The sequence below is a fragment of the Aeromonas sp. INTO2 genome (assembly GCF_049860605.1).
Classification (GTDB): Bacteria; Pseudomonadota; Gammaproteobacteria; order Enterobacterales; family Aeromonadaceae; genus Aeromonas; species Aeromonas caviae.
Window position 1 is genome coordinate 2,378,748 of sequence record NZ_CP187588.1, and the last position, 24,880, is coordinate 2,403,627.

At 61.0% G+C, this 24,880-nt stretch carries 19 protein-coding genes, 3 tRNA genes, 1 other RNA gene and 1 pseudogene; 13 read left to right on the plus strand and 11 right to left on the minus strand.

All coding sequences use genetic code 11. The features are described 5' to 3' along the window. Positions 1–151: 151 nt before the first annotated feature. From ACPW74_RS11190 to ACPW74_RS11220, 7 genes are all read right to left on the minus strand, one after another. Entirely contained in the window at positions 152–1,456 is a 1,305-nt protein-coding gene (locus ACPW74_RS11190; RefSeq protein ID WP_010674425.1) for an inosine/guanosine kinase, read from the minus strand. Between the two features lie 175 nt (positions 1,457–1,631). Then, positions 1,632–2,024, minus strand: a complete 393-nt coding sequence (locus tag ACPW74_RS11195; protein ID WP_010674424.1) for an MAPEG family protein — start codon at positions 2,022–2,024, stop codon at positions 1,632–1,634. 64 nt (positions 2,025–2,088) lie between these two features. Continuing rightward, positions 2,089–3,063, minus strand: a complete 975-nt coding sequence (gene hemH, locus ACPW74_RS11200; protein WP_042882436.1) for a ferrochelatase — start codon at positions 3,061–3,063, stop codon at positions 2,089–2,091. A gap of 119 nt (positions 3,064–3,182) precedes the next feature. Next, positions 3,183–3,827, minus strand: a complete 645-nt coding sequence (gene adk / locus ACPW74_RS11205) for an adenylate kinase (protein ID WP_010674422.1) — start codon at positions 3,825–3,827, stop codon at positions 3,183–3,185. Between the two features lie 240 nt (positions 3,828–4,067). Continuing rightward, positions 4,068–5,981 carry a molecular chaperone HtpG gene (htpG, locus tag ACPW74_RS11210; RefSeq protein WP_425859162.1) on the minus strand — a complete coding sequence of 638 codons (1,914 nt, stop codon included), beginning with the start codon at positions 5,979–5,981 and terminating at the stop codon, positions 4,068–4,070. A 535-nt stretch (positions 5,982–6,516) separates the two neighbouring features. Continuing rightward, positions 6,517–7,119 (minus strand): recombination mediator RecR, encoded by a 603-nt coding sequence (gene recR / locus ACPW74_RS11215; RefSeq protein WP_010674419.1) that lies wholly within the window; start codon positions 7,117–7,119, stop codon positions 6,517–6,519. Positions 7,120–7,779: 660 nt separating this feature from the next. Further along, complete coding sequence (locus ACPW74_RS11220) at positions 7,780–8,760, minus strand: IS5-like element IS5 family transposase (RefSeq protein WP_425859163.1); 981 nt, start codon at positions 8,758–8,760, stop codon at positions 7,780–7,782. Between the two features lie 661 nt (positions 8,761–9,421). On the opposite strand from ACPW74_RS11220, the gene alr reads away from it, so the two are divergent. Beyond that, positions 9,422–10,534 (plus strand): alanine racemase, encoded by a 1,113-nt coding sequence (gene alr / locus ACPW74_RS11225; RefSeq protein WP_171865750.1) that lies wholly within the window; start codon positions 9,422–9,424, stop codon positions 10,532–10,534. 91 nt (positions 10,535–10,625) lie between these two features. Here the strand turns inward: alr and ACPW74_RS11230 are convergent. The 4 genes from ACPW74_RS11230 to ACPW74_RS11245 all read right to left on the minus strand — a co-directional run bounded on the left by ACPW74_RS11230 (position 10,626) and on the right by ACPW74_RS11245 (position 13,529). Next, positions 10,626–10,754, minus strand: a non-coding RNA gene (locus tag ACPW74_RS11230) — RtT sRNA. 54 nt (positions 10,755–10,808) lie between these two features. Further along, a tRNA-Ser gene (locus ACPW74_RS11235) sits at positions 10,809–10,896 on the minus strand. A 270-nt stretch (positions 10,897–11,166) separates the two neighbouring features. Continuing rightward, positions 11,167–12,903, minus strand: a complete 1,737-nt coding sequence (gene dauA / locus ACPW74_RS11240; RefSeq protein ID WP_103261866.1) for a C4-dicarboxylic acid transporter DauA — start codon at positions 12,901–12,903, stop codon at positions 11,167–11,169. A gap of 242 nt (positions 12,904–13,145) precedes the next feature. Then, positions 13,146–13,529: a hypothetical protein gene (locus ACPW74_RS11245; RefSeq protein WP_103261865.1), complete on the minus strand. Its 384-nt coding sequence runs from the start codon at positions 13,527–13,529 to the stop codon at positions 13,146–13,148. Positions 13,530–13,578: 49 nt separating this feature from the next. Between ACPW74_RS11245 and ACPW74_RS11250 the strand changes: the two genes are divergently transcribed. From ACPW74_RS11250 to ACPW74_RS11305, 12 genes and pseudogenes are all read left to right on the plus strand, one after another. Continuing rightward, a tRNA-Asn gene (locus tag ACPW74_RS11250) sits at positions 13,579–13,654 on the plus strand. 2 nt (positions 13,655–13,656) lie between these two features. Beyond that, positions 13,657–13,732 (plus strand) — tRNA-Asn (locus ACPW74_RS11255). Between the two features lie 160 nt (positions 13,733–13,892). Next, positions 13,893–14,934 (plus strand): annotated as a pseudogene (locus ACPW74_RS11260) (IS481-like element ISAs19 family transposase). A 447-nt stretch (positions 14,935–15,381) separates the two neighbouring features. Further along, complete coding sequence (locus ACPW74_RS11265; protein WP_154670444.1) at positions 15,382–15,531, plus strand: hypothetical protein; 150 nt, start codon at positions 15,382–15,384, stop codon at positions 15,529–15,531. A 489-nt stretch (positions 15,532–16,020) separates the two neighbouring features. Next, complete coding sequence (locus tag ACPW74_RS11270) at positions 16,021–17,457, plus strand: circularly permuted type 2 ATP-grasp protein (protein ID WP_010674397.1); 1,437 nt, start codon at positions 16,021–16,023, stop codon at positions 17,455–17,457. Further along, positions 17,451–18,377: an alpha-E domain-containing protein gene (locus tag ACPW74_RS11275; RefSeq protein WP_010674396.1), complete on the plus strand. Its 927-nt coding sequence runs from the start codon at positions 17,451–17,453 to the stop codon at positions 18,375–18,377. Before ACPW74_RS11270 ends, ACPW74_RS11275 begins: the two co-directional genes overlap by 7 nt. After that, a complete protein-coding gene (locus ACPW74_RS11280) occupies positions 18,374–19,174 on the plus strand; it encodes a transglutaminase family protein (protein ID WP_425859164.1) in 801 nt (266 codons plus the stop codon). The genes ACPW74_RS11275 and ACPW74_RS11280 overlap by 4 nt, the downstream gene beginning before the upstream one ends. 31 nt (positions 19,175–19,205) lie before the next feature. Then, entirely contained in the window at positions 19,206–19,907 is a 702-nt protein-coding gene (locus ACPW74_RS11285) for a peptidase (protein WP_010674394.1), read from the plus strand. Between the two features lie 82 nt (positions 19,908–19,989). Continuing rightward, a complete protein-coding gene (locus tag ACPW74_RS11290; protein ID WP_010674393.1) occupies positions 19,990–20,475 on the plus strand; it encodes a YqhA family protein in 486 nt (161 codons plus the stop codon). Between the two features lie 118 nt (positions 20,476–20,593). After that, on the plus strand, positions 20,594–21,043 hold the full coding sequence (locus ACPW74_RS11295; RefSeq protein ID WP_103261862.1) for a hypothetical protein: 450 nt from the start codon (positions 20,594–20,596) through the stop codon (positions 21,041–21,043). 4 nt (positions 21,044–21,047) lie between these two features. Then, on the plus strand, positions 21,048–24,029 hold the full coding sequence (locus ACPW74_RS11300; protein ID WP_425859165.1) for a YncE family protein: 2,982 nt from the start codon (positions 21,048–21,050) through the stop codon (positions 24,027–24,029). Next, on the plus strand, positions 24,029–24,868 hold the full coding sequence (locus tag ACPW74_RS11305) for an FTR1 family iron permease (protein WP_052814858.1): 840 nt from the start codon (positions 24,029–24,031) through the stop codon (positions 24,866–24,868). Before ACPW74_RS11300 ends, ACPW74_RS11305 begins: the two co-directional genes overlap by 1 nt. Positions 24,869–24,880 lie beyond the last annotated feature (12 nt).

Below are 24,880 nucleotides of genomic sequence, written 5' to 3' on the forward strand. Positions count from 1 at the left end.
GCAGCAGCTACATATCCTTAACACAAGGTATGCCGCCGCGACGCGGGCTGTCCACGATGTCAGCAAAAGCGATGCCAAAAACATGATCCAGCCCCAAAAACAAGAAAGGGTGCCCAGTGGCACCCTTTCTCGTGGTCGACAGGAAGAGGTATCACCGCTCCCAGTACACCTCTTCCAGGCTGTCTTCCTTCTCCGGCAACCCGCGGGAGAGGCGCGGGCTGCTCTGGGCCAGCACCTCGTAGCTCACCCGGTTGGCGTACTTGCACACCTGGGCCAGAGAGGAGTAGGTCAGGAATTCCGAGAGATGCTTGGCGGAGTTCGGCACGTTCATGCGGTGGTAGGCGTTCGCCACCATGTCGTGCAGCACGGCGGACAGCGCCCCGTCCCCTGCCCCGTTGGTGTTCTTGATCTTCTCCGGGCCGCCCATGTAGGGGGAGATGTGGGAGTAGATACGCGCAGGCTTGCGGCACTTGTCCCGGGCCATGGGGCGGCTGAACTCGTACATGTTGAACTCGGGGATGACGCCGGGCAGCAGGGTGTGGGTGGTCTCGCGCTTGTAGTCCTCGTCGGTGTAGCTCGCCATGTAGAGGCCGATGGGGCCGGCGGTGCAGAGCACCATGTCCGCCCAGTCCAGCGCCTTGTCGGCCGCGCCGAGGGGATCCTTTATCCCGGTCAGGGCCTCCGCCTCGTCCTCGTTCATGGCGAGCACGGTCACGTTCTCGCTGATGAAATCGCGCCACCACTGGGGATTCTCGTCAATGACGAAGCGGGTGCCCAGGGTCAGCACCACGGGCACCCCGGCCTCGCGGGCATAGCGCACCGCGGCCATGGCGGCCTCCTTCATGGGGGTGCCGTCGGCGCCGCGCACCAGGTAAGCGGTGATCACCAGGGCCGAGGCCTCCTTGATGATGGTCTCGGGGATGTGGTCCACATCCAGGTGATCCATCTTGCCGGCGTTGATGCCAAAGCTGCGCTCTCCCCCTTCGGTGATGAAGGTGAAGCAGCGCCCGACCGGGCCGTCCACCGGCTGCAGGTAGTCGAGGTTGACCCGGGAGGAGGTGTTGCACAGATAGCGATAGGCATAGCTGCCGATGCGGATGTCCTGGCTCATGACGCCAAGCAGAATGGAGTGGGAGTCCGCCAGCACGGAGTAATTGTGCATGGTGTTGCCGATGGTGCCGCCGGCAAATTCGCTCACCACCATGTTGTTGGCCTTGAGCTCGTCGTAGACCAGCTCCGCCACCTCGTCGGAGATGAGCATGGAGTGGCCCTTGCTCAGGCCGTACCGGTTCAGGAAGTCTTCGTCCACATGGGCTTCGATATCCACCAGAGTCTGATCGATGCCCACTACATAGGCCTTGCCCAGTTCGGTGAGCTGGGAATTCTGCGGGATCAGGGGATCACGTCTGTCGACCGGGAAGTAGTGTTTGGACTTGCGCTGACCGGGAAATTTCATGGCAATCTTCTGTGCTCTGGGGAAAAGAGGGGCGGGATTTTAACACAATCCACCACGCCGAAAAGTCGCACGATTGAATTTTGAGGTCAGTATAGACAAGGGCTTGAGAGGAAAACGTTTGACTTGTCTGCCACAAAAAACCACCCCGTGACGGGGTGGTGTTGCGGGATGACATTCAGCTTGCCGAGAGCCCCTGCACCAGGGCCAGCACCGAGAAAATCCCCAGCGACAGCCAGAAGAAGAGGGTGCCGAAGAGGCGCGGCATGTTGGGAGCTCTGGGGATCTGGATGCCGATGGCATGCAGGATGCGCCCCACCAGCAGCAGCACACCGCCCAGGTGCAGCCAGAGCGCCCCGACCCCCGCCAGTTCGCACAGTGCCATCAGCAGCAGGGTGAGGGGCACGTACTCGGCAAAGTTGCCGTGGGCGCGGATCGCGGCCAGCATCTCGGGGGCTTCCCCCTCCCCTATCATCACCCTGAACTGGGCGCGGCGCTTGACCACCCAGAAGGAGAGCAGCAGGAACAAGAGCCCGAGCAGGCCGGCGTAAATCAGCGTGATATGCATCATCAGGACACTCCTTTATCGTTGAATCCGAACGTCCGCCACGTCGGGCACTGGATGAGAACGGCCATCATGCCAGCTCGCGACAGATGAGGGAAACCATCATGCGGATATGGGCCTGATCGCTGTTGAGGGCCGGGATGTATTCAAACTGCTCGCCACCGGCGGCCATGAAGATCTCCCGGTTCTGCACCTGGATCTCCTCCAGGGTCTCGAGGCAATCCGCCGAGAAGGCCGGGCAGATGACATCGAGCCGCTTGACGCCGCGAGAGGGCAAGTCGCCCACGGTCAGGTCCGTGTAGGGCTTGAGCCACTCCTCTTTGCCAAAGCGGGACTGGAAGCTCGCGGTCCACTGCTCCGGGGCCAGCCCCAGCGCCTCCGCCAGCAGGGCGGCGGTGCGCCTGCACTGATGACCATAGGGATCCCCTTCCCGCTCGTAGCGCTCGGGAATGCCGTGGAAGGACATCAGCAGATGCTCCCCCTGGCCGTGCTGCTCCCAGTGGCGACGCACGCTCATGGCCAGCGCCTGGATGTACTCCGGGTGGGCATGGTAATCGCGGATGAGCCGCACCACCGGCAGATTGCGCTCGGTTTTCATCGCCCTGGCCCAGGCGTCGAACACCGAGGCGGTGGTACTGACCGAATACTGGGGATAGAGCGGCAGCAGGATCACCCGGTTGACCCCCTGGGCCTTGAGGGCCTGCCAGCCATCGGCCAGCGACGGGGCGCCATAGGTCATGGCGAGCGCCACCGGCACCTCGACCCCTTCCCGCTTGAGCTCGTGCTCCAGGGCCGCGCGCTGCTGCTGGCTGATGACCATCAGAGGGGAGCCCTGCTCGGTCCACACCTGCTGATAGAGCTTGGCCACCTTGGGGGAGCGGGTCGGCAGGATGATGAAGTGAAGCAGGGGGCACCAGAGGTAGCGCGGCAGGTCGACGACCCGCTGATCGTGCAGAAACTGGCTGAGAAACGCCTTGACCGCCGCCGTGGTCGGCGCGGCCGGGGTACCCAGATTGACCAGCAAGATCCCGGTTTTCGTGGTCACGTTAGCATCCTGTCGTTCTGTGTCGTGGGAATGGAATGCAAGAAAGGGCCCGGTATGGACCCTTTTCTCACCCTCGTAGCCAGCCGGCGAACGGCTGCGTCCTGCCGGCCCTGAATGGCTTAACCGAGAATGGCGGCCAGTTGTTGGCTGACCAGATCAACCGGCTGGGTGCCGTCGATCTTGACGTAACGGGTGTTGCCCGCTTCCGCTTCCTTGCCGTAGAAACCGATGAGCGGCGCGGTCTGCTGATGGTAGACATCCAGACGCTTGCGCACTGTGGTCTCTTCGTCGTCGGCACGGATCACCAGATCCTCGCCGGTCACGTCATCCTTGCCTTCCACTTTCGGCGGGTTGAACACCACGTGGTAGGTACGGCCGGAGCCGGAGTGCACGCGGCGGCCGCTCATGCGCTTGACGATCTCTTCGTCCGGCACGTCGAACTCCAGCACGAAGTCCACGGTCACACCGGCATCCTTCATGGCTTGCGCCTGGGGAATGGTGCGGGGGAAGCCGTCCAGCAGGAAGCCGTTGGCGCAATCCGGTTGCGCGATGCGTTCTTTGACCAGGCCGATGATGATGTCGTCGGAGACGAGCTGACCTGCGTCCATCACGGCTTTGGCCTTGAGGCCCAGCTCGGTACCCGCCTTGATCGCCGCACGCAGCATGTCGCCGGTGGAGATCTGCGGAATACCGTGTTTTTCCATGATGAACTGAGCCTGGGTACCCTTGCCGGCGCCCGGAGCTCCCAACAGAACAATGCGCATACACGCTCCTAGTTGATTGGTTATTCAATTCTTGAGAAGGCAAAAAACTACACGTTTTCGCCCGTATTAACAAGCTCGCCCCGTGTGAGTGGCCAGATTATCACCACACTCCCGCCCCGTCTCTGCGACCAAAGACGCAGACGACGACCACGAAAAATGATTGAAAATGCAGCAGCGCACCAGAGGGGAACGGCCAAAAAAAAAAGCCCACTGTCATGCAGTGGGCCAATCACAATCACATCACGCCTGGAGTAGCAGACGGTTGATACGGGAGACGAAGCTCGCCGGATCATTGAGACCGCCCTGCTCCGCCAGCTGGGCCTGCTCGTGCAGGAGGGAGACCCACTCGCCAAACAGGCTCTCATCCTCGATGGTGCCGAGCTTCTTCACTAGGGCATGGTCGGGGTTGAGCTCCAGGATGTACTTCTGCTCCGGCACCGGCTGACCGGCGGCGCGCATCAGCTTGATCATCTGGGTGCTCATGCCGTGGGCGTCGGTGACGATGCAGGACGGCGAGTCGGTCAGACGGTGGGTGACGCGCACCTCTTTCACCGCCTCCCCGAGGCTCTTCTTGACCCGCTCCACCAGACCGGCGTTGGCTTTTTCGGCCTCTTCCTGCGCCTGCTTGGAGGCGTCGTCTTCCAGATCCCCGAGATCCAGTTCGCCACGGGTGACGGAGACCAGCTGCTTGCCGTCGAACTCGGTCAGGTGGCTCATCAGCCACTCGTCCACCCGCTCCCACATCAGCAGCACTTCGACGCCCTTCTTGCGGAAGATCTCGAGGTGCGGGCTGTTCTTGGCGGCAGCGTAGGAGTCGGCGGTGATGTAGTAAATCTTCTGCTGGCCTTCCTTCATGCGGCCAACGTAATCCTCCAGCGACACGGTCTGGGCTTCGCCCTCGCCGGCGGTGCTGGCAAAGCGCAAGAGCTTCGCGATCTCTTCCCGGTTGGCGTAATCCTCGGCCGGGCCCTCTTTGAGCACATTGCCGAACTCGCTCCAGAACTTGGCGTACTTCTCTGCATCCTCCTTGGCCAGCTTGGCGAGCATGGTCAGCACGCGCTTGGAGCAGGCCTTGCGCAGGGAGACGGTCACCTTGTTGTCTTGCAGGATCTCACGGCTGACGTTGAGCGGCAGATCGTTGGAGTCCAGCACCCCTTTGACGAAACGCAGGTAAGCCGGCATGAACTGCTCGGCGTCGTCCATGATGAAGACGCGCTGCACGTAGAGCTTCAGGCCGTGTTTCTGATCCCGGTTGTAGAGATCGAACGGAGCACGGGCCGGTACGTAGAGCAGGCTGGTGTACTCCTGCGCCCCTTCCACCCGGTTGTGACCCCACAAGAGCGGATCTTCAAAGTCGTGGGCGACGTGCTTGTAGAACTCCTGATACTCCTCGTCCTTGATCTCTTTCGGGTTGCGGGTCCACAGCGCAGTGGCGCGGTTGACCTGCTCCCACTCGCCCGGGGTACCGACGATGGTTTCACCGTCTTCTTCCCGATCCGGGGTGCCCTCTTTGAACATCTCCACCGGTACGCTGATGTGATCGGAATATTTGCTCACCACGGAGCGCAGACGCCAGTCGTCGAGGAACTCGTCCTCTTCGGCGCGCAGGTGCAGGATGACGTCGGTACCGCGACCGGCTTTGGTCACGTCAGCCACGGTGAAGGAGCCTTCCCCTTCCGACTCCCACTGCACGCCCTGCTCCGGAGCAGTGCCGGCGGCGCGGGACACCACGGTCACCTTGTCGGCGACGATGAAGGCGGAGTAGAAGCCCACCCCGAACTGACCGATCAGCTGGGAGTCGCGGCCCTGATCACCGGAGAGGTTCTTGAAGAACTCGGCGGTGCCGGACTTGGCGATGGTGCCCAGGTGCTCGATCACCTGATCACGGGTCATACCGATCCCGTTGTCGGAGATGGTCAGGGTCCGATTTTCTTTATCAACCACCAGGCGAACGCGCAACTGGCCGTCGTTTTCGAACAAAGAGGCATCGGAAAGCGCCTTGAAGCGCAGCTTGTCCGCCGCATCGGAGGCGTTGGAAATCAGCTCGCGCAGGAATACTTCTTTGTTGGAGTAGAGGCTGTGAGCCATCAGGCTCAGCAGTTGTTTGACTTCAGTCTGAAAGCCGTGGGTTTCGGCGTGAACACTTTGGGTCATCGACCAGTCCTCAAAACGTCGGGTTGAACAGATTCCCAAGCTAGATGGGGTTGGCCTTTCAAATATCAAGGGGCTTGCGTGCAAACTTGAGAGCAAATTTGCACACCGGCCCCTCGCTTGGCCCACAGATGCAACCCCCTCCCGGCCTCCCCCTTCACAAGGGGGAGGTGCACCGTCGTCCCCTGTCTGGCGAGGAGGGTCAAATTGGGATCGAGCGTGGAGCCAATAGCGGGGTCAGCCTTGCTCTCCCCTGCCAAGGGGAGGGCTGAGGCGGGGTTCGTTGCTTTCTCCCCTGCCAAAGGGAGGAGTGGGGCATGATCCATTGCTCCCTCCCCTATCAAGGGGCGGGGTGGGGTTCGTTGCTTTCTCCCCTGCCAAAGAGAGGAGTGGGGCAAGATCCATTGCTCCCTCCCCTATCAAGGGGAGGGCTGAGGCGGGGTTCGTTGCTTTCTTCCCTACCAAAGGGAGGAGTGGGGCAGGATCCATTGCTCCCTCCCCTGCCAAGAGGAGGGCCGGGGTGGGGTTCGTGGCCTCTTTAGCTCAGGCGCTGGCGCCCCATCAGGGAGTGGGAGAGCGTGGTGCCATCCACCAGCTCCAGCTCCCCGCCCACCGGCACCCCGTGGGCGATGCGGCTCACCTCCACCCCGGCGGTGCGGGCCATGTCGGCGATGTACCAGGCGGTGGCATCCCCCTCGATGGTGGGGTTGGTGGCGAGGATCAGCTCCTTGATCTGCTCCTCTTGCAGGCGGCGCTCCAGGATATCGAGCCCCAGCTCCTCGGGGCCGATGCCGTCAAGGGGCGACAGGTGGCCCATCAGCACGAAGTAACGGCCGGAGAACTGGCCGGTCTGCTCGATGGCCGCCACGTCCGCCGGGCTCTCCACCACGCAGAGCAGGCCGTTCTCCTCGCGCTTGGGATTGGCGCAGATCTCGCAGCGATCGTTCTCGGTAAAGGTGCGGCAGTGGCTGCAATGACCGATTTCGGTGAGCGCCCGGTTGAGCAGGGAGGCCAGACGCAGACCGCCGCTGCGCTCGCGCTCCAGCAGGGTGAACGCCATGCGCTGGGCGGACTTGGGGCCCACGCCCGGCAAGACCTGCAGCGCCTTCATCATCTCATCGAGCAGGGGACTGAATTTCATGGGGATATCCTTTAAAGCCGCGCCGAAGGAGTGATTCGGCCCGCTTGCCTGAAGCGGTGCCGACTCCTCCATCCGAACCTATCTTGTTGGCGCAGGACTATACCCGAGCCGGCCCCGAGCGCCAATGGCCGATCCCGCCACAGTGCCTGACGGCCCAACATCACCCCGGTCGGGGCGCAGCATTGAGCGGCAACCTCCCCTTCCCCTCTCCCCACAACCCAGATCACACCATGATTGCCAAACCAATTCCGGGGAAACCGGGAAACCCTCCCAGATTGCCCCAACTCACTCCCCACCAGCCTCCAGACAAGCCAGCACGGCCAGAAACCAGGCCCACATTGTTTGGTTTTTCTATTCGATAACCAGTTATCGTTTAACAAAACCAAACAATAAATACCCTCTTGAGGTCCCGATTTATGACGTTGCGCCGGTTTTCAACGGCTCCCCCTTCTGTTTTTTCACCGGCCGATTAGTATGACTCACGCGACAACCAGCTCCGTTGAGGCCGTTACTAGGGAAGGTGCGAATAAGCGGGGAAATTCTTCTCGGCTGACTCAGTCATTTCATTTTTTCAGTTTGAGCCGATCTTTTCTCCCGTAAATGCCTTGAATCAGCCTATTTAGACCGTTTCTTCGCCATTTAAGGCGTTATTCCCAGTTTTTAGTGAGATCTCTCCCACTGACGTATCATTTGGTCCGCCTGAAACAGGTTGGCCAGCGTGAATAACATCGCCAGTTGGTTATCGTTTTTCAGCAACCCCTTGTATCTGGCTTTCACGAAGCCGAACTGTCGCTTGATGATGCGAAATGGGTGCTCCACCTTGGCCCGGATGCTGGCTTTCATGTATTCGATGTTGATGGCCGTTTTGTTCTTGCGTGGATGCTGTTTCAAGGTTCTTACCTTGCCGAGGCGCTCGGCGATCAGCCAGTCCACATCCACCTCGGCCAGCTCCTCGCGCTGTGGCGCCCCTTGGTAGCCGGCATCGGCTGAGACAAATTGCTCCTCTCCATGCAGCAGATTACCCAGCTGATTGAGGTCATGCTCGTTGGCCGCGGTGGTGACTAGGCTGTGGGTCAGGCCACTCTTGGCATCGACACCAATGTGGGCCTTCATGCCAAAGTGCCACTGATTGCCTTTCTTGGTCTGATGCATCTCCGGATCGCGTTGCTGCTCTTTGTTCTTGGTCGAGCTGGGAGCCTCAATGATGGTGGCATCGACCAAGGTGCCTTGAGTCATCATGACGCCTGCTTCGGCCAGCCAGCGATTGATGGTCTTGAACAATTGGCGGGCCAGTTGATGCTGCTCCAGCAGGTGGCGGAAATTCATGATGGTGGTGCGGTCCGGCAAGGCGCTATCCAGGGATAACCGGGCAAACAGACGGATGGAGGCGATTTCGTACAGAGCATCTTCCATCGCGCCATCGCTCAGGTTGTACCAATGCTGCATGCAGTGAATGCGTAGCATGGTTTCCAGCGGATAAGGTCGCCGGCCACTACCAGCCTTGGGGTAAAACGGCTCGATGACTTCCACCATGTTTTGCCATGGCAGAATCTGCTCCATGCGGGACAAGAAAATCTCTTTTCTGGTCTGACGGCGCTTACTGCTGAATTCACTGTCGGCGAAGGTAAGTTGATGACTCATGATGAACCCTGTTCCATGGCTCCAGATGACAAACATGATCTCATATCAGGGACTTGTTCGCACCTTCCCTTGATTAATTAACCGGCCCACATCCATGCTTCACCATCCCTGGCCACGGATGACCTGTCTCTCCGGCCGCGTGCGCCACCAAGCCGGCCACAAGCTTTCTTAGTGGCGTACACCACTCGCCGGTTCGACGAGATGCCCTCTTTAATCCGGCAGTTCCACCTTCACCCCCCATGGAGCTGGTAGCCTGCTTTTCTCCTCTGCCATGCACCTGCCCCTCCCCACACCTTGGCCAGGGGTCGGCAACCCCACCTGCACGCAGCCGGTGCGAAAAACCGCCAACAATGTGCGAAAACGGCTCGATCCCCCTCCCGTTTTAAGGGGAAAAACCAGTGATAAATATTGCCCGATAGGGAGCCAGAGAAAGCGTTGGCAGGGAAATTTATACCGAGGAATATTCCGTATTTTGCGCATTTACGCATTCCCATTCGCCACATAATTTACCAACAAAAAAACAACTGATAACATCTTTTTACATTTTAAAGCATATAAAAAACATGATTCAGTGACCCCCGTTTGCTCGTCCCGGCAGCCAGGATCACCGGATCGGGATTGAAACCATCAGCCAACTACTCATCGAGCAGACACCCGACCCATGATGAACACAGTTACGGCCAGCATCGATATCGATGCACTCCAGCACAATTTCACCGTGGTGCGCCGCCATGCCCCCCACAGCAAGATCATCGCGGTACTCAAGGCAAATGCCTATGGCCATGGGCTGCTGCAGGTGGCCCACGCCCTCGCCCAGGCCGATGCCTATGCGGTGGCAAGGGTCGAGGAGGCGCTGGTGCTGCGTGCCAACGCCATCACCAAGCCCATTCTGGTGCTGGGAGGCTTCTTCAGTGCCGAGGCGCTGCCGCTGCTGGCGAAACACGAACTGCAAACCACCTTGCATACCTGGGAGCAGCTGGCACTGCTCGAGCAGGCCAGTCTGCCCGCCCCCATCAAGGTGTGGCTCAAGCTCGATACCGGAATGAACCGGCTCGGGCTGCGTACCCTGGAGCTGCCCGCCTTCATCGAGCGGCTGAGCCATTGTCGCAACGTGGTGCAGCCGTTCCATCTGATGACGCACTTCAGCCAGTCCGATGAGCAGGATACCCAGGCCACCCGGCTGCAGATCGAGGAATTCAACCGCCTCTCTGCTCATCTGCCGGGCGAGCGGGCCATGGCCAACTCCGCCGGCATCCTCGCCTGGCCGGCATCGCGCAGCGACTGGATCCGACCCGGCCTCATGCTCTACGGCGCCTCCCCGTTTACCGGTCAGCTTGCCGCCGACCATGACCTGCGCCCGGTCATGAATCTCAAGAGCCAGCTCATCGCCACCCGCGCCTGCCAGCAGGGCGAGGCGGTCGGCTATGGAGGACACTGGGTGGCGGATCGAAATACTACCCTCGGCGTGGTGGCCGCGGGATATGGCGATGGTTACCCCCGCATGGCGCCCGAAGGTACCCCCATGCTGATCAATGGCCGCCGGGTGCCCATCGTGGGTCGGGTTTCCATGGACATGATCACCGTCGATCTGGGGCCGGCGGCCAGCGACAAGGTGGGAGACGAGGTGACGCTGTGGGGGGAAGGGTTGCCGGTGGAACAGGTGGCCGAAAAGATAGGCACCATCCCCTACGAGCTGCTGACCCGCCTGACCAGCCGGGTCCATCTGACGCACTGTGACAAACGCGAACAGATGCCGATGTTGAAGCTGGCCTGAGCAAGCGGTCTGAGACCGGCCACAGAGAAGTGTCAAACCAGCCCTTGATAAACAAAAGGCCCCGTCTTTCGACGGGGCCTTTTGTTTTATTTGGCGGTGAGGGAGGGATGATTCGCCACTGCGTGGCTCACCCCTTCGGGGCGGCCTGCGGCCGTTCATCGCAGCAAGCTGCTCTGCTCGAACCCGGCGAGGGTTCTCACCCCCCCTCTTCGAGATGAGCTGATGACACTTCCCCAAAGCAAAAAACCGACCATAAGGTCGGTTTTTTGCAATTTGGCGGTGAGGGAGGGATTCGAACCCTCGATACGTTGCCGTATACACACTTTCCAGGCGTGCTCCTTCAGCCACTCGGACACCTCACCAAATTTTCACTGCTTGAAGTGGCTTTCGGAGCACGCTGCGCGTGCATCTTGCCGACTTCGTCGGTGGGCAGCCACTCGGACACCGCACCCAATTTTGGTCTGTGCTTTAACGTGTTCAGCCAACACGAATTCGCTGCGCCGTTGCGCTGGAACGGGGCGTAATGTAAGGGATAGGCGCGAGGCGGTCAATGCAATTTTTTATCTTTTGCCACTGTTTGCTCAATAAGCGAACCAAGTGACTAAAAATATGCCATTTCCTATCCCTTTCCATCAATTTTCAACCGCTTCGTGCAAATGTTCTCCTCGAATTGCCTCTTCCAGCGAACCGTAGAACTCCAGCTCTCCCGGCACCGGACGCACCTTGGCCCGCGCCAGGGTCTTGAGGGGCTGGAATTGCAATTCAGCCACCTTGAGACGGATCCCCGCCTTGGCCATGCGTTTTGCGAACTGCTGGAAGGCGGTGAGACCGCCAGCATCCAGGATGGAGACCGCCTCCATTTGCAGGATCAACTCCTTGTGGTCCTTCACCTGGGCAAGTAACTCGTCAAAGACCCGCTCGGCGGCGGCAAAGAACAGTGGCCCGTTGATCTTGTAGACAAGGGTCGAGGGGGACACCTCGCTGGCATAGCGTTTGTGATCCGCCAGGTTGTGCAGCCTGGTCATCTTGGCTATCTCGCGCATGAACAGCAAAGAGGCCAGGATCACCCCGAAGGTGATGGCGATGACCATGTCGAAGATGACGGTCAGCGACAGGCAGACCAGCAGCACCAGTACATCGGATTTAGGCGCCCGGCGCACCAGATCCACCACCTTGTGGGCCTCGCTCATGTTCCAGGCCACCAGCAGCAACAGGGCGGCCATGGCAGAGAGCGGCAACCAGGAGAGCCAGGGAGCCAGCACCAGGATGGCAGCCAGCACCACCAGCGCATGGACAATACCGGAAATGGGCGAGGTGGCACCGGCCCGCACGTTGGCGGCGGAGCGCGCGATGGCGGCCGTCGCCGTGATGCCACCGAAGAAGGGAGCCAGGATGTTGCCAAGGCCCTGCCCCACCAGCTCGCCGTTGGAGCTGTGCTTGCGACCCGTCATACCATCGAGCACCACGGCGCAGAGCAGGGATTCGATGGCCCCCAGCATGGCCATGGAGAAGGCGGCGGGCAGCAGCCGCTCGATGGCGGCGAGATTCCACTCCACCGGCGCCCCGTCCGGCCCCGGTAGCGCCCAGGGCATCACCAGCGTCGGCGCGATGGGGGGAATACCCATGCCCTGACTGCCGTCGGCCAAGGTATAGCTGAACTTGCTGCCGATGGTGGCGACGTCCACCCCGAACTGGTGCAGACCAAACCCGAGCCCCACCCCCACCAGCACGGCGGGCAGATGGCCGGGGACTGGCAGGCGCAATCTCGGCCAGAGCAGCAGCACCGCCAGCGTCGCCACCCCGACGAGGGTGTCCCCCCACTGCCAGCTTGGCAGGGCATGGGCCAGCGCCTGTACCTTGCCCAGATAGGTTTCCGGCATATCCAGGACCTGCAGGCCGAAGAAATCCTTGATCTGCAGGGTGGCGATGACGATGGCGATACCACCGGTGAACCCCAGGGTCACCGAGGGGGGAATGTACTCGATGAGGCGCCCGAGACGCGCCATGCCCATGGCCACCAGGAAACAGCCCGAGATGAGGGTCGCCATCAAGAGACCCCCCACGCCAAATTGCTGGGCCACCGGGTAGAGGATCACCACGAAGGCGGCGGTTGGGCCCGAAATGGAGAAGCGGGATCCCCCGGTCACGGCGATGACGATGCCGGCGATGATGGCGGTATAGAGCCCGTGCTGGGGCGGCACCCCACTGGCGATGGCCAGTGCCATGGCAAGGGGAATGGCGATGATGCCGACCGTGATGCCGGCGATGAGGTCGCGGCCAAAGCGCGCCACGCTGTAGGGTTCGTCAATGCAGGATTGGCGCAATGCGATGGCCAGCTTCACGCCTTGTAAGGAAGCTTGATTGTGCATGTCTAGGGTAATACCAGAAGAGGGAGACAAAGGCCGGGGTGAACCGGCACCCGATCATCATCAAGGGCCGGCAGAGCTGTCGACGCGGCGATGGTATCCAGAGCAACCATACCCGAGCCGGCCCGATAATTCGATGGGCAGGATCAAGAAATGGCCATTACCCCGCATTATTGTCATCGATAGCTCGCATATCGCCGATTTTCCCAGCCATCCCTTCATTTCTCTGCTCATCTTTCGGCTCATCACGAGCCAGCATCTTCCCCGCCTCCCTCGCCCATCACCTCGGAGGCAAGCCCATCGACAACCGGTATATCGCCGATTTCCCCTGCCATTCCCTTAATCGATCCCTGGTCATCGCGAACCGGCATCTCCCTCGCATCCCCCACCACCTCGGAGGCAAGCCCATCGACAGGGGCGACATCGCCGATATTCATCGGTTCCCACCATGATCGGCTCATCCATTGCCCCGCACCCTCCAGGCCGGGGCGCGCCTTCACGGCCAGCTCGACCGTGGCCGCTGGCGGAAGCATCTCAAGCTGCTGATTGTGCTGAAAATAGTCCACAGCGCCCAAGTTTTGGGCAAACGGGCCGAAAAGCCCTTTTTCCGTGGAGTGGCGGGTTGACACCCGTTCGGGGGATCATTAATATCCGCTGCGTCTCGACGAGACAGGCAATTCCTCCTTAGTTCAGTCGGTAGAACGGCGGACTGTTAATCCGTATGTCACTGGTTCAAGTCCAGTAGGAGGAGCCAATTCCCTCGTAGTTCAGTCGGTAGAACGGCGGACTGTTAATCCGTATGTCACTGGTTCAAGTCCAGTCGAGGGAGCCATCTTCTAAAGCCCAGTCTCAGGACTGGGCTTTTTCGTATCTGTCTCTTCATTTGTATGGAGATGGTATTCACCTGACAGTTGCCCACAAAAGGGAGTGGTCATACGGCTTCAAACCGGATAACAAAACGGTACCCCTACCGTGTTATCTGGAGTCATCGTATGACCACCAACGAGAAAGTAGCACGTCGTAAACTCAGCTTGCTAGAGCTCGCCAAAGAGTTCAATAACGTCAGCAAAGCCTGCAAGCTCATCGGCTACAGCCGTCAGCAGTTCTACGAGATTCGCCGTAACTACCAGACCTATGGCGCCGAGGGCTTGCTCGACAAACTCCCCCGGCTGTAAAGGGGCTCATCCCAACCGGGTCGCTCCCGAGATTGAACAGGCTATCCTCGATTACTCTCTCACCAGACCAACCCATGGCCCGCTGCGGGTCGCGCAAGAACTGGCTCTGCAAGGCATCAACGTCAGTGCGGGCGGTGTGCGTGGCGTGTGGCAACGTCACGACTTGCTCTCCAAGCATGACCGCTTGTTGCGCCTCGAGAAAACCCATAGGGAACAGACGATTGAGCTCAATGACGAGCAGATCCGCCTGCTCGAGCGCTTCAGCCCCGAGTTTCGCGAACGCCAAATTGAGGTTCACTACACCGGGGAACTGGTGGCGGTCGACACCTTCTTCGTCGGCGCACTCAAGGGGGTGGGCAAGGTGTATCTGCAAACCGTACTGGACTGCTACAGCCGCCACGCCTGGGGACGGCTCTACACCAGCAAGCTGCCGGTGACCTCGGTCCATGTGCTCAACGAAACGGTCCTGCCGTTCTTCGAGGCTCACGAGGCGCGGGTCTATACCATCCTGTCGGACAACGGGCGCGAGTTCTGCGGGCGCCCTGACCATCACCCCTACGAGCTGTTCCTGCAACTGGAGGGGATTGAGCACCGGACCACCAAGGTACGCAGGCCGCAGAGCAACGGCTTTATCGAGCGGCTACATCGCACCCTGCTGGATGAACACTTCCGTATCAAGGGGAGGACGACCTGGTATGAGTCGGTAGAACAGATGCAGACAGACCTGGATAGCTACCTGGAACACTACAACACCGAGCGGCCACATCAGGGCAGGATGATGGAGGGTCAGACCCCCTACAGCATGTTCAAGAAGGGTCTGAAATTGATACCGAAGGAAGTGCGCACTAAAGTAGCGTAAACAAGACACCGGTTTGAGGCCGGTGTCAGGTGATAACTAGATCTGTACACCTCTCCTGACGTAGATTTCCCCTGAAAAACTCTCCGGTCACAGCTTCCGGTCTTTCTGCTAGGAAACCATGGGGATGTTCAGACCGGAACTTGTTGCACTGGCGTGGAGATAATGCAGATTGAAAGATGGAGGCGATCACGAAGAGCAAGGAAAAGGAATGGTTAGTGAAACAGACCGGGGTCGTTCTGGGGCATATCCGGTCTTTGTGGATGTAGCTGAGTTTGCCAAGAGTTGTGCAAAGCCGCATCGATGCCGACGCGGTGACGGGTCGTCACGCCGACGCGATCGTCGGCAACCTTCACTGGAGTTAAGCTCAGCCGATACTTTGAGTTTTACCCCGACTCTTACAGAAACGAACCCATTGCAGCTTTCTGGTCTTCGACACCATTTGTTGCAATGCAAAAAGGTGATGAGATTGCCCCCTATGCTTGGCCTAATGGTCATGAGGGTAGTTATACAAATAAGGATATTGTTAAACCAGGTTGCGTACTTGATGTAACAGGAATTCGTCATTTAATGATGACGGCAGCTAAAGACCATATTTGACAAAGCATCAGTATTAAGGTGGTCTAGGGAAAGTGCGAACAAGTATCCCACGAACAAAAAATGAAAATTTTAGTCATTTAATATCAATGGGTTACCAGTAAATGCTCTCGTGCCATATGACTTATTCGCACCTTCCTTAGTCATATGAAAACATAGAAGCCTATTTGAAATCCATGATCGATATAACAGTCTCGGGACTGGGCTTTTTCGTTTCCCCTGCCCCAGCTCGGGGCAAGGGGGCGCGCCTCCCGCCCCCGCATCCCGCTGCGCCCGTCCCTTGCCCTCATGGCCTGTTGCCACAAGATGGCGCAGCCATACCCTCTCTGGGGTACCACTCTGGTGCGCCCTGCCTTGCCCCGTGATGACATAAAAGTCATCCATATGATTTTTCAATGAAAAATTACTGACACTGGCCTCGATAGCGACTCAATTGGCTGGCACAGCCCTTGCACTTTGTGATGTACGCAGGGACGTCACAAGGAGTTGCCTATGCTGCCCATCAAGCCCCCCGGACCCGGTTGTTACGACGAGATGCTGCTCACCGACAACCAGTTTCGCGATCATTACCACGCCTACCTCTCGTGGCTGCACCAGACCGACGAGAAGAGCATAGAGCGCAAGCGTGAAGAGGCCGACCTGCTGTTTCGCCGGGTCGGCATCACCTTCAACGTCTACGGGGATGGGGACGGCGCCGAGCGCCTCATCCCGTTCGACAGCATTCCCCGCATCATTCCCGCCCGGGAGTGGCAACATCTGGACAAGGGGATCCGCCAGCGCGTCACCGCCCTCAATGCCTTTCTGCACGACATCTATCACGATCAGCGCATCCTGAAGGCGGGGGTGATCCCGGCCGCCCAGATCCTCACCAATGCCCAGTACCAGCCCTGCATGCAGGGGGTCGATCTGCACCGGGACACCTATGTCCACATCACCGGGGTCGACATCATCCGCAACCACGACGGTGAGTACTATGTGCTGGAGGACAACCTGCGCACCCCCTCCGGGGTCTCCTACATGCTGGAGAACCGCAAGATGATGATGCGCCTCTTCCCGGAGCTGTTTCACAACCAGCCCATCGCCCCGGTGGAGCGCTACCCGGCCCTGTTGCTGCAGACCCTGCGCGAGAGCAGCCCGGTGGACAACCCCTGCGTGGTGGTGATGACCCCGGGGCGCTTCAACAGCGCCTACTTCGAGCACAGCTTCCTCGCCCAGCAGATGGGGGTGGAGCTGGTGGAGAGCGCGGATCTGGTGGTCAAGGATGGTCAGGTGCTGATGCGCACCACCACGGGGCTGAAACGGGTGGATGTCATCTATCGCCGCATCGACGACGACTTCCTCGATCCCCTCGCCTTCAACCCGGACTCCCTCATCGGCGTGCCCGGGCTGCTCTCGGTCTACCGCGCCGGCGGCGTGGTGCTGGCCAATGCCATCGGCACCGGGGTGGCGGATGACAAGTCCATCTACCCCTATGTGCCGGAGATGATCCGCTTCTATCTGGGGGAAGATCCCATTCTCAACAACGTGCCCACCTGGCAGTGCCGCGAGCCGGCTGCCCTCTCCCACGTGCTGGCCAATCTGGAGGAGCTGGTGGTCAAGGAGGTCCATGGCGCCGGCGGCTACGGCATGCTTATCGGCCCCTGCGCCAGTCGCGAGGAGCTGGCCCGTTTTCGCGAGCTGCTCAAGGCGCGGCCGGACAACTACATCGCCCAGCCGACCCTCTCCCTCTCCACCTGCCCGACCTTCGTCGACGCCGGCATCGCCCCCCGCCACATCGATCTGCGCCCCTTCGTTCTCACGGGGCAGGAGCTGCGCCTGGTACCGGGCGGCCTGACCCGGGTCGCCCTCACCGAAGGCTCCCTGGTGGTCAACTCCTCCCAGGGCGGTGGCACCAAGGACACCTGGGTCATGGAGGGCAGCCCATGCTGAGCCGCACCGCAAGCGAACTTTACTGGATGTCCCGCCACCTGGAGCGGGCGGAGAACACGGCGCGCATGCTGGACGTCACCCAGACCATGTCGCTGATGCCCTCCATCGACGCCGATCACAGCGAGCTGGTGGCGCCCCTCACCATCAGCGGCACTCACGAGCCCTTCCTGGCCCGCTACGGCCAGGTGAACATGGAGAACCTGCTGCAATTTTTCTGCTTCGACGAGGAGAACCCGAGCAGCATCTTCAGTTGTCTGCGCATGGCCAGGGACAACGCCCACGCCGTGCGGGGCAAGATCCCCGGTGAGGTGTGGGAGAGCATCAACGCCGCCTGGATAGAGATCCGCCGGCGCCGCCAGGCGGGCCTCTCCAGCGGCCAGGCCCAGGAGTTCTTCGACTGGATCAAGGAGCGCTCCCACCAGTTTCGCGGCGCCACCTATGGCACCATCATGCGCGGTGACGTGCTCTGGTTCCTGCGCCTTGGCACCTTCATCGAGCGGGCCGACAACACGGCGCGCATCCTGACCGTGAAGTATCAGGTGATCCGGGAGGACGAGGACAGCGTGCGCGAGTTCTACCGCTGGAACGCCCTGTTGCGGTCAGTGGGCGCTTACGAGGCCCACCAGACCCTTTACAAGACGCTCTCCCATGCCTCCATCGCCGAGCTGCTGATCCTGCGCAATGAAGTGCCGCGCTCCCTGCGGGCCTGCCTCGACGAGATGGAGCTGATCCTGGCCCAGATCGAGGGCAACGCCGGTCAGACGCCCCGGCGCCTGACCACCATACTCAACGCCCATCTGACCTATGGCGCCATCGACGATGTCTTTGCCCTCGGCATGCAGGAGTACCTGAGTGATTTCCTCAGCGACATCGGCGCCATCGGCCAGAGCATCCACGCCGCCTACCTGGAGGTATTATGAGACTCATCATCGATCACCAGACCCGCTACCACTATGCCGACGTGGTGCGCCGCAGTACCCAGTACCTGCGCCTGACCCCCCACAGCACTGCCCGCCAGCAGATCCTCTCCTGGGAGCTGGAGCTGCCGGGGGAGGCCACCTGCACCACGGACGGTTACGGCAACATACTGCACGTGCTGAGCCTGGAGTCCCCCCACGAGGGGATCCTGATCCGCGCCCACGGGGAGGTGGAGATCTGCGACGACGCCCCGGAAGATGAGGAGTCCTCCCTCATCTCTCCCCTGAGCTACCTGAGGCCCACCCCCCTCACCCGCCCGACCCCGGCCCTGCAGGATCTCGCGAAGGCCTGCCTGCCAGAGGAGCCAACCCTGGCCGACTTGCAGAGCCTGATGGCACGCATCCTGGTGCTGATGCCCTATCAGCCAGGCAGCACGGATGCCACCTTCAGCGCCGGCGAGGCACTTGCTTCGGGCAGCGGCGTCTGTCAGGACCACACCCATGTCTTCCTGACCTGCTGCCGCCACGCCGGCCTGCCGGCCCGGTACGTGAGCGGTTACCTCTACAGCCAGGACAACAGCCACGTGGCGATGCACGCCTGGGCCGAGGTGTGGATCGAGGAGCGCTGGCACACGTTCGACGTCACCAACCTCACCAGCTCCACCAGCGAGCACCTCAAGCTCGCAGTCGGCATGGATTATCTGGATGCCTGTCCGGTGCGCGGCGTGCGCTATGGCGGCGGGTGCGAACAGTTGCAGAGCCAGGCGCAGGTGACCCGCCTGGATGGACAGCAGCAATGAAGACCGGGAGAGTCCTGGCGGGAGTGCGGTCATGACCTATTGCGTCGCCATGTGCCTGCAAGACGGCATGGTGTTTGCGTCCGATTCGCGCACCAATGCGGGGGTGGATCACATCGCCACCTTCCGCAAATTGCACCTCTTCACCCGGGAGGACAGGGTGATAGTGCTGCAAAGCGCGGGCAATCTGGCCACCACCCAGAGCGTCATCAGCCTGCTGACGGAGGGGCAGGAGCTCCTTGCCCTCCCCAGCCTCTACGAGGCTGCCGCCCTCATCGGCCAGACCATACGCACCGTCATCAGCCGGGATGGGGGTCAGCAGCAGGGCCATATCAACTTCGGCTGCAACATCCTGCTGGGGGGGCAGATCCGGGGGGAGCGCCACCGCCTGTTCCACATCTATCCGGAGGGCAACTTCATCGAGGCGAGCGCTGATACCCCCTACTTCCAGATTGGTGAGAGCAAGTACGGCAAACCCATCATCGATCGCATCATTCACCATGAGACGCCGCTTCAGACCGCCCTGCAGTGCGCCCTCATCTCCATCGACTCGACCCTGCGCAGCAATCTGTCGGTGGGCTTGCCTCTGGATGCCCTGGTCTATCACGAGGGCAGCTTCTCGGCGACGAACCAGCACCGCATCACCGAACAGAATCCCCATTTCGTGGCGCTGCGAAAGGCCTGGGGCGAGGGGTTGCAGCAGTTGTTCCAGGGCCTTCCCACCTTCCCCCTCTAGGCCGGGCGGGAGGCGCCAAGGCGCTTTCCCGCTCCTTTCTTTCCGGATATTCTGGCTGCCTTCCTTTTCGATGGAGTTTCCCATGCGCCGCTTCAACGTCATGCTCAACGGCAGCCGGTTGATGATGTTCCCCTTCTATGTCTGCATCCTTATCTGTGTCGCCCTCCTGATGGTGAAGTTCGCCATGCAGCTCTATGTGCTGTGCCGCGACATCATCGACATCCACTATCTGGATCTCATCACGGGGGTACTCACCCTGGTGGACTTCGTGCTGGTGGCCCAGATGCTGATCCTGGTGGCCATCTGCGGCTACGTGCAGTTCATCAAGACCCCGGAGCAGCGAGCAGCCCTTGGCGACAACTGGCTCAGCAAGATCAACTTCGCATCCCTCAAACTCATCGTCATCAACTCCCTGGTGACCATCGCCGGCATCGAGGTGCTCAAAGCCTTCCTCGACGACGGCACCGGCAACGAGATCGAGATGAAGTGGTCGGTCATCGTCTTCCTCGCCTTCTCCACCGCGGCACTTATCTATGCGGTGACCGAGCGGCTGGCGGAGCACAAATAGGACCCGATGCCATTCAGGGTCTATTCATCAAGAGCCGAATTGATAACTCTTTTCATTACCCTTACTGCATTGTAAACTTGCTCGCCCCGGGCTGAACCGCCCGGGAGCTGGAGCACCCATGACGAGTCTTTCCCTCTCACCACGACAATGCTGGCAGTGGCTGGCCTATCACCATCAGGCGGCCGAGGGTGCCCTTTATCTGATGTTTTTCTCCGGTCTGCTGCTGTGGGAACCCCTGACGCCGACCTGGTCCCTGGCGCGCTGGAACCTGTTTTTGCACGTCGCCCTCTCGCTCACCCTGTTCCCCTTGCTGTTTGGCGCCTTCTGGCTCTCCCATCGCAGCCTGCTGCGCAAGAGCCGCAAGCCTTTTCTGCGTACCACGGGACGCATCATCGAAGCCTTGCTGCTGGTCTGTCTGGCAAGCGGACTGGTGCTGGTGCTGCACGGCACCCCGGGGGATAGCCTCGGCAACCTTGCCAGCTGGGCCCACTGGCTGAGCGCCCTCGCGTTGACGCCCCTGGTGCTGCGCCACGCTTGGCGCTGGACCATCTTGAAATGGCGCACCTGATCTTATGTTGAAGCTGTTGTTATCCCTGATGTTGGCCACCCTGTTGCTGGGGACCGCCTCGGCCCGGGAGATGGGCGCCGCCATGATTGCCTATGACGAGGGGAGCGCCCCGCGCCTCGTCACCGCCAACCAGAGTGCCGGCTCGATCACCCTGCTTGAGCGCGATAGCGGCAAGCGACTCAAGGAGGCACAACTAGGTGGCGATCTGCGCCAGCTGGCCCGCGCCGATGACGGCACCCTGCTGGTCACCGATTACAGCGGCGATCGCCTGCTGCTCTTGGATGATGAATTCGAGCTGGAAAAGGCGATCCCCACCGGCCATAGGCCCTATGGCGTCATCTTCGATCCCAAGCGGCAGTGGTTCTGGGTCACGCTGTTCGAGGGAGGGCGCCTTCAGGCTTATGACAGGGCGGGCAACCTCCAACTGGATGCAAAAACCGCCGAGACTCCCCGTGGGCTGGCCCTGACCGACAATGATCGCCTGCTGCTCACCCACGCCATGACCGGCCAGCTCGCCATCTATGATCTCGCCAAGCTTGAGAAAGACGCTAAGGGGGCTACTCTGCCCAAGCCCAAGCTCATCACCCTGGCGGAAACCCACAGCGCGCCCCCTACTGGAAAAGCGAGCGACTCCCAGGGCTTGCCGCGCCTGCTGGACGGCATCGCCCTCTCCCCCGATGGCAGCGAAGCCTGGCTGCCCCACGTGCTCTGGAGTTTCGATCACCCCTTCCAGTTTCAGAGCACCGTCTTCCCGGCCGTCTCCATCATCGATCTCGATGAAGAGAAGGAGCGGGTCGATGAAAGAAAACAGCTCTTCTTGCAGATCAACCTGCCCAGCGTCGGCAACCGCAGCCAGATCGTCTCCAACCCGTTCGCGGCGCGCTTCGCCGCCGATGGCAAGCGGGTCTACCTGACCCTGGCGGGTTCCGAAGACTTGCTGGTGTTCGACCTGTCGCGCAGCGGCAAGCAGAACAGCAACCGCCACCGCCGCAAGAAGTTTCAGGGGGGCGCCAAGGCGACCCAGCTCTTGCGTCACCTGCCGGGCCAGAATCCGCGCGATCTGCTGATCGATGGCGACCACATCCTGGTGCACAACGTCATGGGGCAGGATCTCACCCGTCTCAACACCGGCGGCAGCGGCCCGTTTGCCCGGGTCACGGTGGATGTGCCCCACTTCGCCAAACTGGTAGAGACGGATCCCCGCCCCGAGCCGCTTCAGCGCGGTGAACGATTGTTCAACCTGGGCAACACTGCCGCCAACAGCCGCTTCCCCATGGCGGGGGACAACTGGATGAGCTGCAACTCCTGCCATCTGGACGGGTTCAACTTCACCAACCGCTATCTGATGGCGGCCCATCGCCAGAAGAGCGGCGACAACGCCATCAACGGCCACGCCAACCTCGCCAACATGGTGGCGGGGGACTTTATCGGCGAATACCTGCGCATGACCCAGCAGACCCAGGGCGGCATGGGCCATGACACCCGCGATGGGGCCGATGCGGTCGACCCCGCGAGGCCCCAGCCCGAGGTGCAGGCGATGATGGAGGATCTGCACGCTTTCGTCACCAGTGATGGCAACCTCCCCTATCTGGCCAACTGGCTTAGGCTCGATGCCCCGCGCAGGGATCCTGCCAAGGCGCCGACCACTCATCCGAAGGAGTGGCTCAACTCCGCCTCCTGCCAGAACTGCCACCAACAGGCGTTCAAGGACTGGAGCGAGAGCAACCACCGGCTGATGGGCAACTCCCACCCCTACTACAAGGTGGTGCAGGCGCTGGCCCGCGAAACCGAAGGGGAGGCCTTCGGCCAGTGGTGCCAGGGCTGTCACATGCCCCAGCAGGTGATGAACGGCCAGACTGATCTGCCCAAGGGCTCTCACATGTTCGAGCAGGGCGGTGCTTCGCTCATTGCGGCCCACCAGAAAGGCGAGCCCGTGGTGGAGGAAGGGACTGGCTGTGTGCTCTGTCATCGCATCACCAAGCTCGAGGATGCCGGCGGCAACAGCGCCTTTACGGTCAATTTGAAAGACCGCGAGAGCTATGTGTTCGAGGATACCCCGGGGGGCAGCCTCCAGCACTGGCTGGCAGAGCGGCAGATCAACGCCCGCCCCGCCATGCACAAGGCCTCCTACCAGAAGGATTTCTACCGGGACGCGGCCCTGTGCAAGTCGTGCCACAACGAGTTCGCCCCCGGCACCGGCGCCAATATCGTCAACACCTGGGATGAGTGGGAAAAATCCAGCTTCGCCAAAGCCGAAGATCCTGCCAAACGGCGCACCTGCATCGACTGCCACATGAACCCTACACCTGGCAACGGCGGCGCGCCGGTGGCGGGCCAGTCCACCGAAAACGGCACCGTGAAAGAGCGGCTCTATCGCCACAACTTTACCGGCGCCCAGCATCAGCTGGTGGGGCTGAGGAGTGCAACCCTTGAGCAGGAGAGCCTGGCGCTCTTGCGCTCCAGCGCCACCCTCTCGGCCCGCATTGAAAACCAGAGCGGCCAACCCGCACTGGTGGTGAGAGTCGCCAACACCGGCGCCGGCCACGCCCTGCCCACCGGGGTCGCCGATTTCCGTGAACTCTGGCTGGAGCTGACCGTTACCGACGCCAGCGGCAAGCTGGTGCTTGAAAGCGGCCAGCCGGTGAACGGCGCCGTCCCTGAGGATGCGCGGCTGTTCAGAAAAGTGTTCGGCGATGCCGAGGGCAAGCCGGTGGGGCTCAAGTTCTGGCGCTATGCCAAGCTCCTTGAAGACACCCGCATCCCGGCCGATGGCTGGCGCGATGAAACCTGGCCGCTGCCGGCGGACGCTCAGGGGCCCTTCAAGGCCGATATCAGACTCAATTTCCGCACCTACCCCAAGTGGGTCAATGATGCGGTGCGCGCCGCCGAGCCGAGCTTGCCGGAGCCCCCCATAGTGCTACTCAATCGGCTGCAACTGACCCTGCAGCCCCTCCCCGTTACGCCCGATACGGAGCCTCAATCCTGATGTTCGCAAGTTTTCTCATTACCCTGCGCGAGGGGCTGGAAGCCTTCCTGCTGGTCGGCATCTGCCTCTCCTACCTCGCCAAGCTGGGGGCAAGCCGCTACAACAAGTTCATCTATCTGGGGGTGGGGCTGGGTCTTATCGCCTCCCTCGTCGTCGCCTTCCTGTTCCAGGTGGTGGTGAGCCAGTTCGAGAGCGAGCGCTATAACCATTTGCTGATGGCGGGGATCCTGATGTTCGCCACCCTGGTGCTCACCTATATGGCTATCTGGATGCAAAAACAGGCCAAATCCCAGGTGGGGGCCATGACGGCGCGCATCGATGCCGCCATCGACGGTGGCAACCTGTTTGGTCTGGTGCTGCTCGCCTTCCTGGCTGTGATGCGCGAAGGCTTTGAAACCGTGCTCTTCTTCTCGGCCCTGGTCTACTCCGGGCAAGGGGTGGATCTGCACCAGGGGCTGATGGGGGCGCTGGCCGGACTGCTGGTCTCTGTGGTGCTGGTGTGGGGGCTGCTGCGCTCCACCCGCAAGGTGGCGCTGGCCCCCTTCTTCCGCTGGACCGGCCTGCTCATCATCATCATCGCCGCAGGCTTGCTCTCGTCAGCCGTCAACATGTTGCAGGCAGCGGACGTCATCACCTTCTGGGCAACGCCGGTCTTCAACATCAGCCACATCCTCGACGATCAGGGGGTATTCGGCACCTTCCTGCGCGCCCTGTTTGGCTACAACGCCTCACCGGCCGGCCTGCAGTTGCTGACCTGGGCCAGCTACCTCATGATCTTTGTCACCCTCTGGCATCGCAGCTATCGCCCCCAGGGGAGCGCTGCCCCGACCAAGGGCTGAGCCCGGGAATCA

Excerpts from the sequence above, each read along its gene's own strand:
- ACPW74_RS11220 (WP_425859163.1), bottom strand. The coding sequence starts at position 8,760 with ATGAGTCATCAACTTACCTTCGCCGACAGTGAATTCAGCAGTAAGCGC.
- ACPW74_RS11290 (WP_010674393.1), top strand. The coding sequence starts at position 19,990 with ATGCGCCGCTTCAACGTCATGCTCAACGGCAGCCGGTTGATGATGTTC.
- ACPW74_RS11300 (WP_425859165.1), top strand. The coding sequence starts at position 21,048 with ATGTTGAAGCTGTTGTTATCCCTGATGTTGGCCACCCTGTTGCTGGGG.
- ACPW74_RS11285 (WP_010674394.1), top strand. The coding sequence starts at position 19,206 with ATGACCTATTGCGTCGCCATGTGCCTGCAAGACGGCATGGTGTTTGCG.
- ACPW74_RS11270 (WP_010674397.1), top strand. The coding sequence starts at position 16,021 with ATGCTGCCCATCAAGCCCCCCGGACCCGGTTGTTACGACGAGATGCTG.
- recR (WP_010674419.1), bottom strand. The coding sequence starts at position 7,119 with ATGAAATTCAGTCCCCTGCTCGATGAGATGATGAAGGCGCTGCAGGTC.
- ACPW74_RS11295 (WP_103261862.1), top strand. The coding sequence starts at position 20,594 with ATGACGAGTCTTTCCCTCTCACCACGACAATGCTGGCAGTGGCTGGCC.
- ACPW74_RS11305 (WP_052814858.1), top strand. The coding sequence starts at position 24,029 with ATGTTCGCAAGTTTTCTCATTACCCTGCGCGAGGGGCTGGAAGCCTTC.
- adk (WP_010674422.1), bottom strand. The coding sequence starts at position 3,827 with ATGCGCATTGTTCTGTTGGGAGCTCCGGGCGCCGGCAAGGGTACCCAG.
- ACPW74_RS11280 (WP_425859164.1), top strand. The coding sequence starts at position 18,374 with ATGAGACTCATCATCGATCACCAGACCCGCTACCACTATGCCGACGTG.
- ACPW74_RS11275 (WP_010674396.1), top strand. The coding sequence starts at position 17,451 with ATGCTGAGCCGCACCGCAAGCGAACTTTACTGGATGTCCCGCCACCTG.
- ACPW74_RS11195 (WP_010674424.1), bottom strand. The coding sequence starts at position 2,024 with ATGATGCATATCACGCTGATTTACGCCGGCCTGCTCGGGCTCTTGTTC.
- ACPW74_RS11265 (WP_154670444.1), top strand. The coding sequence starts at position 15,382 with ATGCAAAAAGGTGATGAGATTGCCCCCTATGCTTGGCCTAATGGTCAT.
- alr (WP_171865750.1), top strand. The coding sequence starts at position 9,422 with ATGATGAACACAGTTACGGCCAGCATCGATATCGATGCACTCCAGCAC.
- ACPW74_RS11190 (WP_010674425.1), bottom strand. The coding sequence starts at position 1,456 with ATGAAATTTCCCGGTCAGCGCAAGTCCAAACACTACTTCCCGGTCGAC.
- htpG (WP_425859162.1), bottom strand. The coding sequence starts at position 5,981 with ATGACCCAAAGTGTTCACGCCGAAACCCACGGCTTTCAGACTGAAGTC.
- dauA (WP_103261866.1), bottom strand. The coding sequence starts at position 12,903 with ATGCACAATCAAGCTTCCTTACAAGGCGTGAAGCTGGCCATCGCATTG.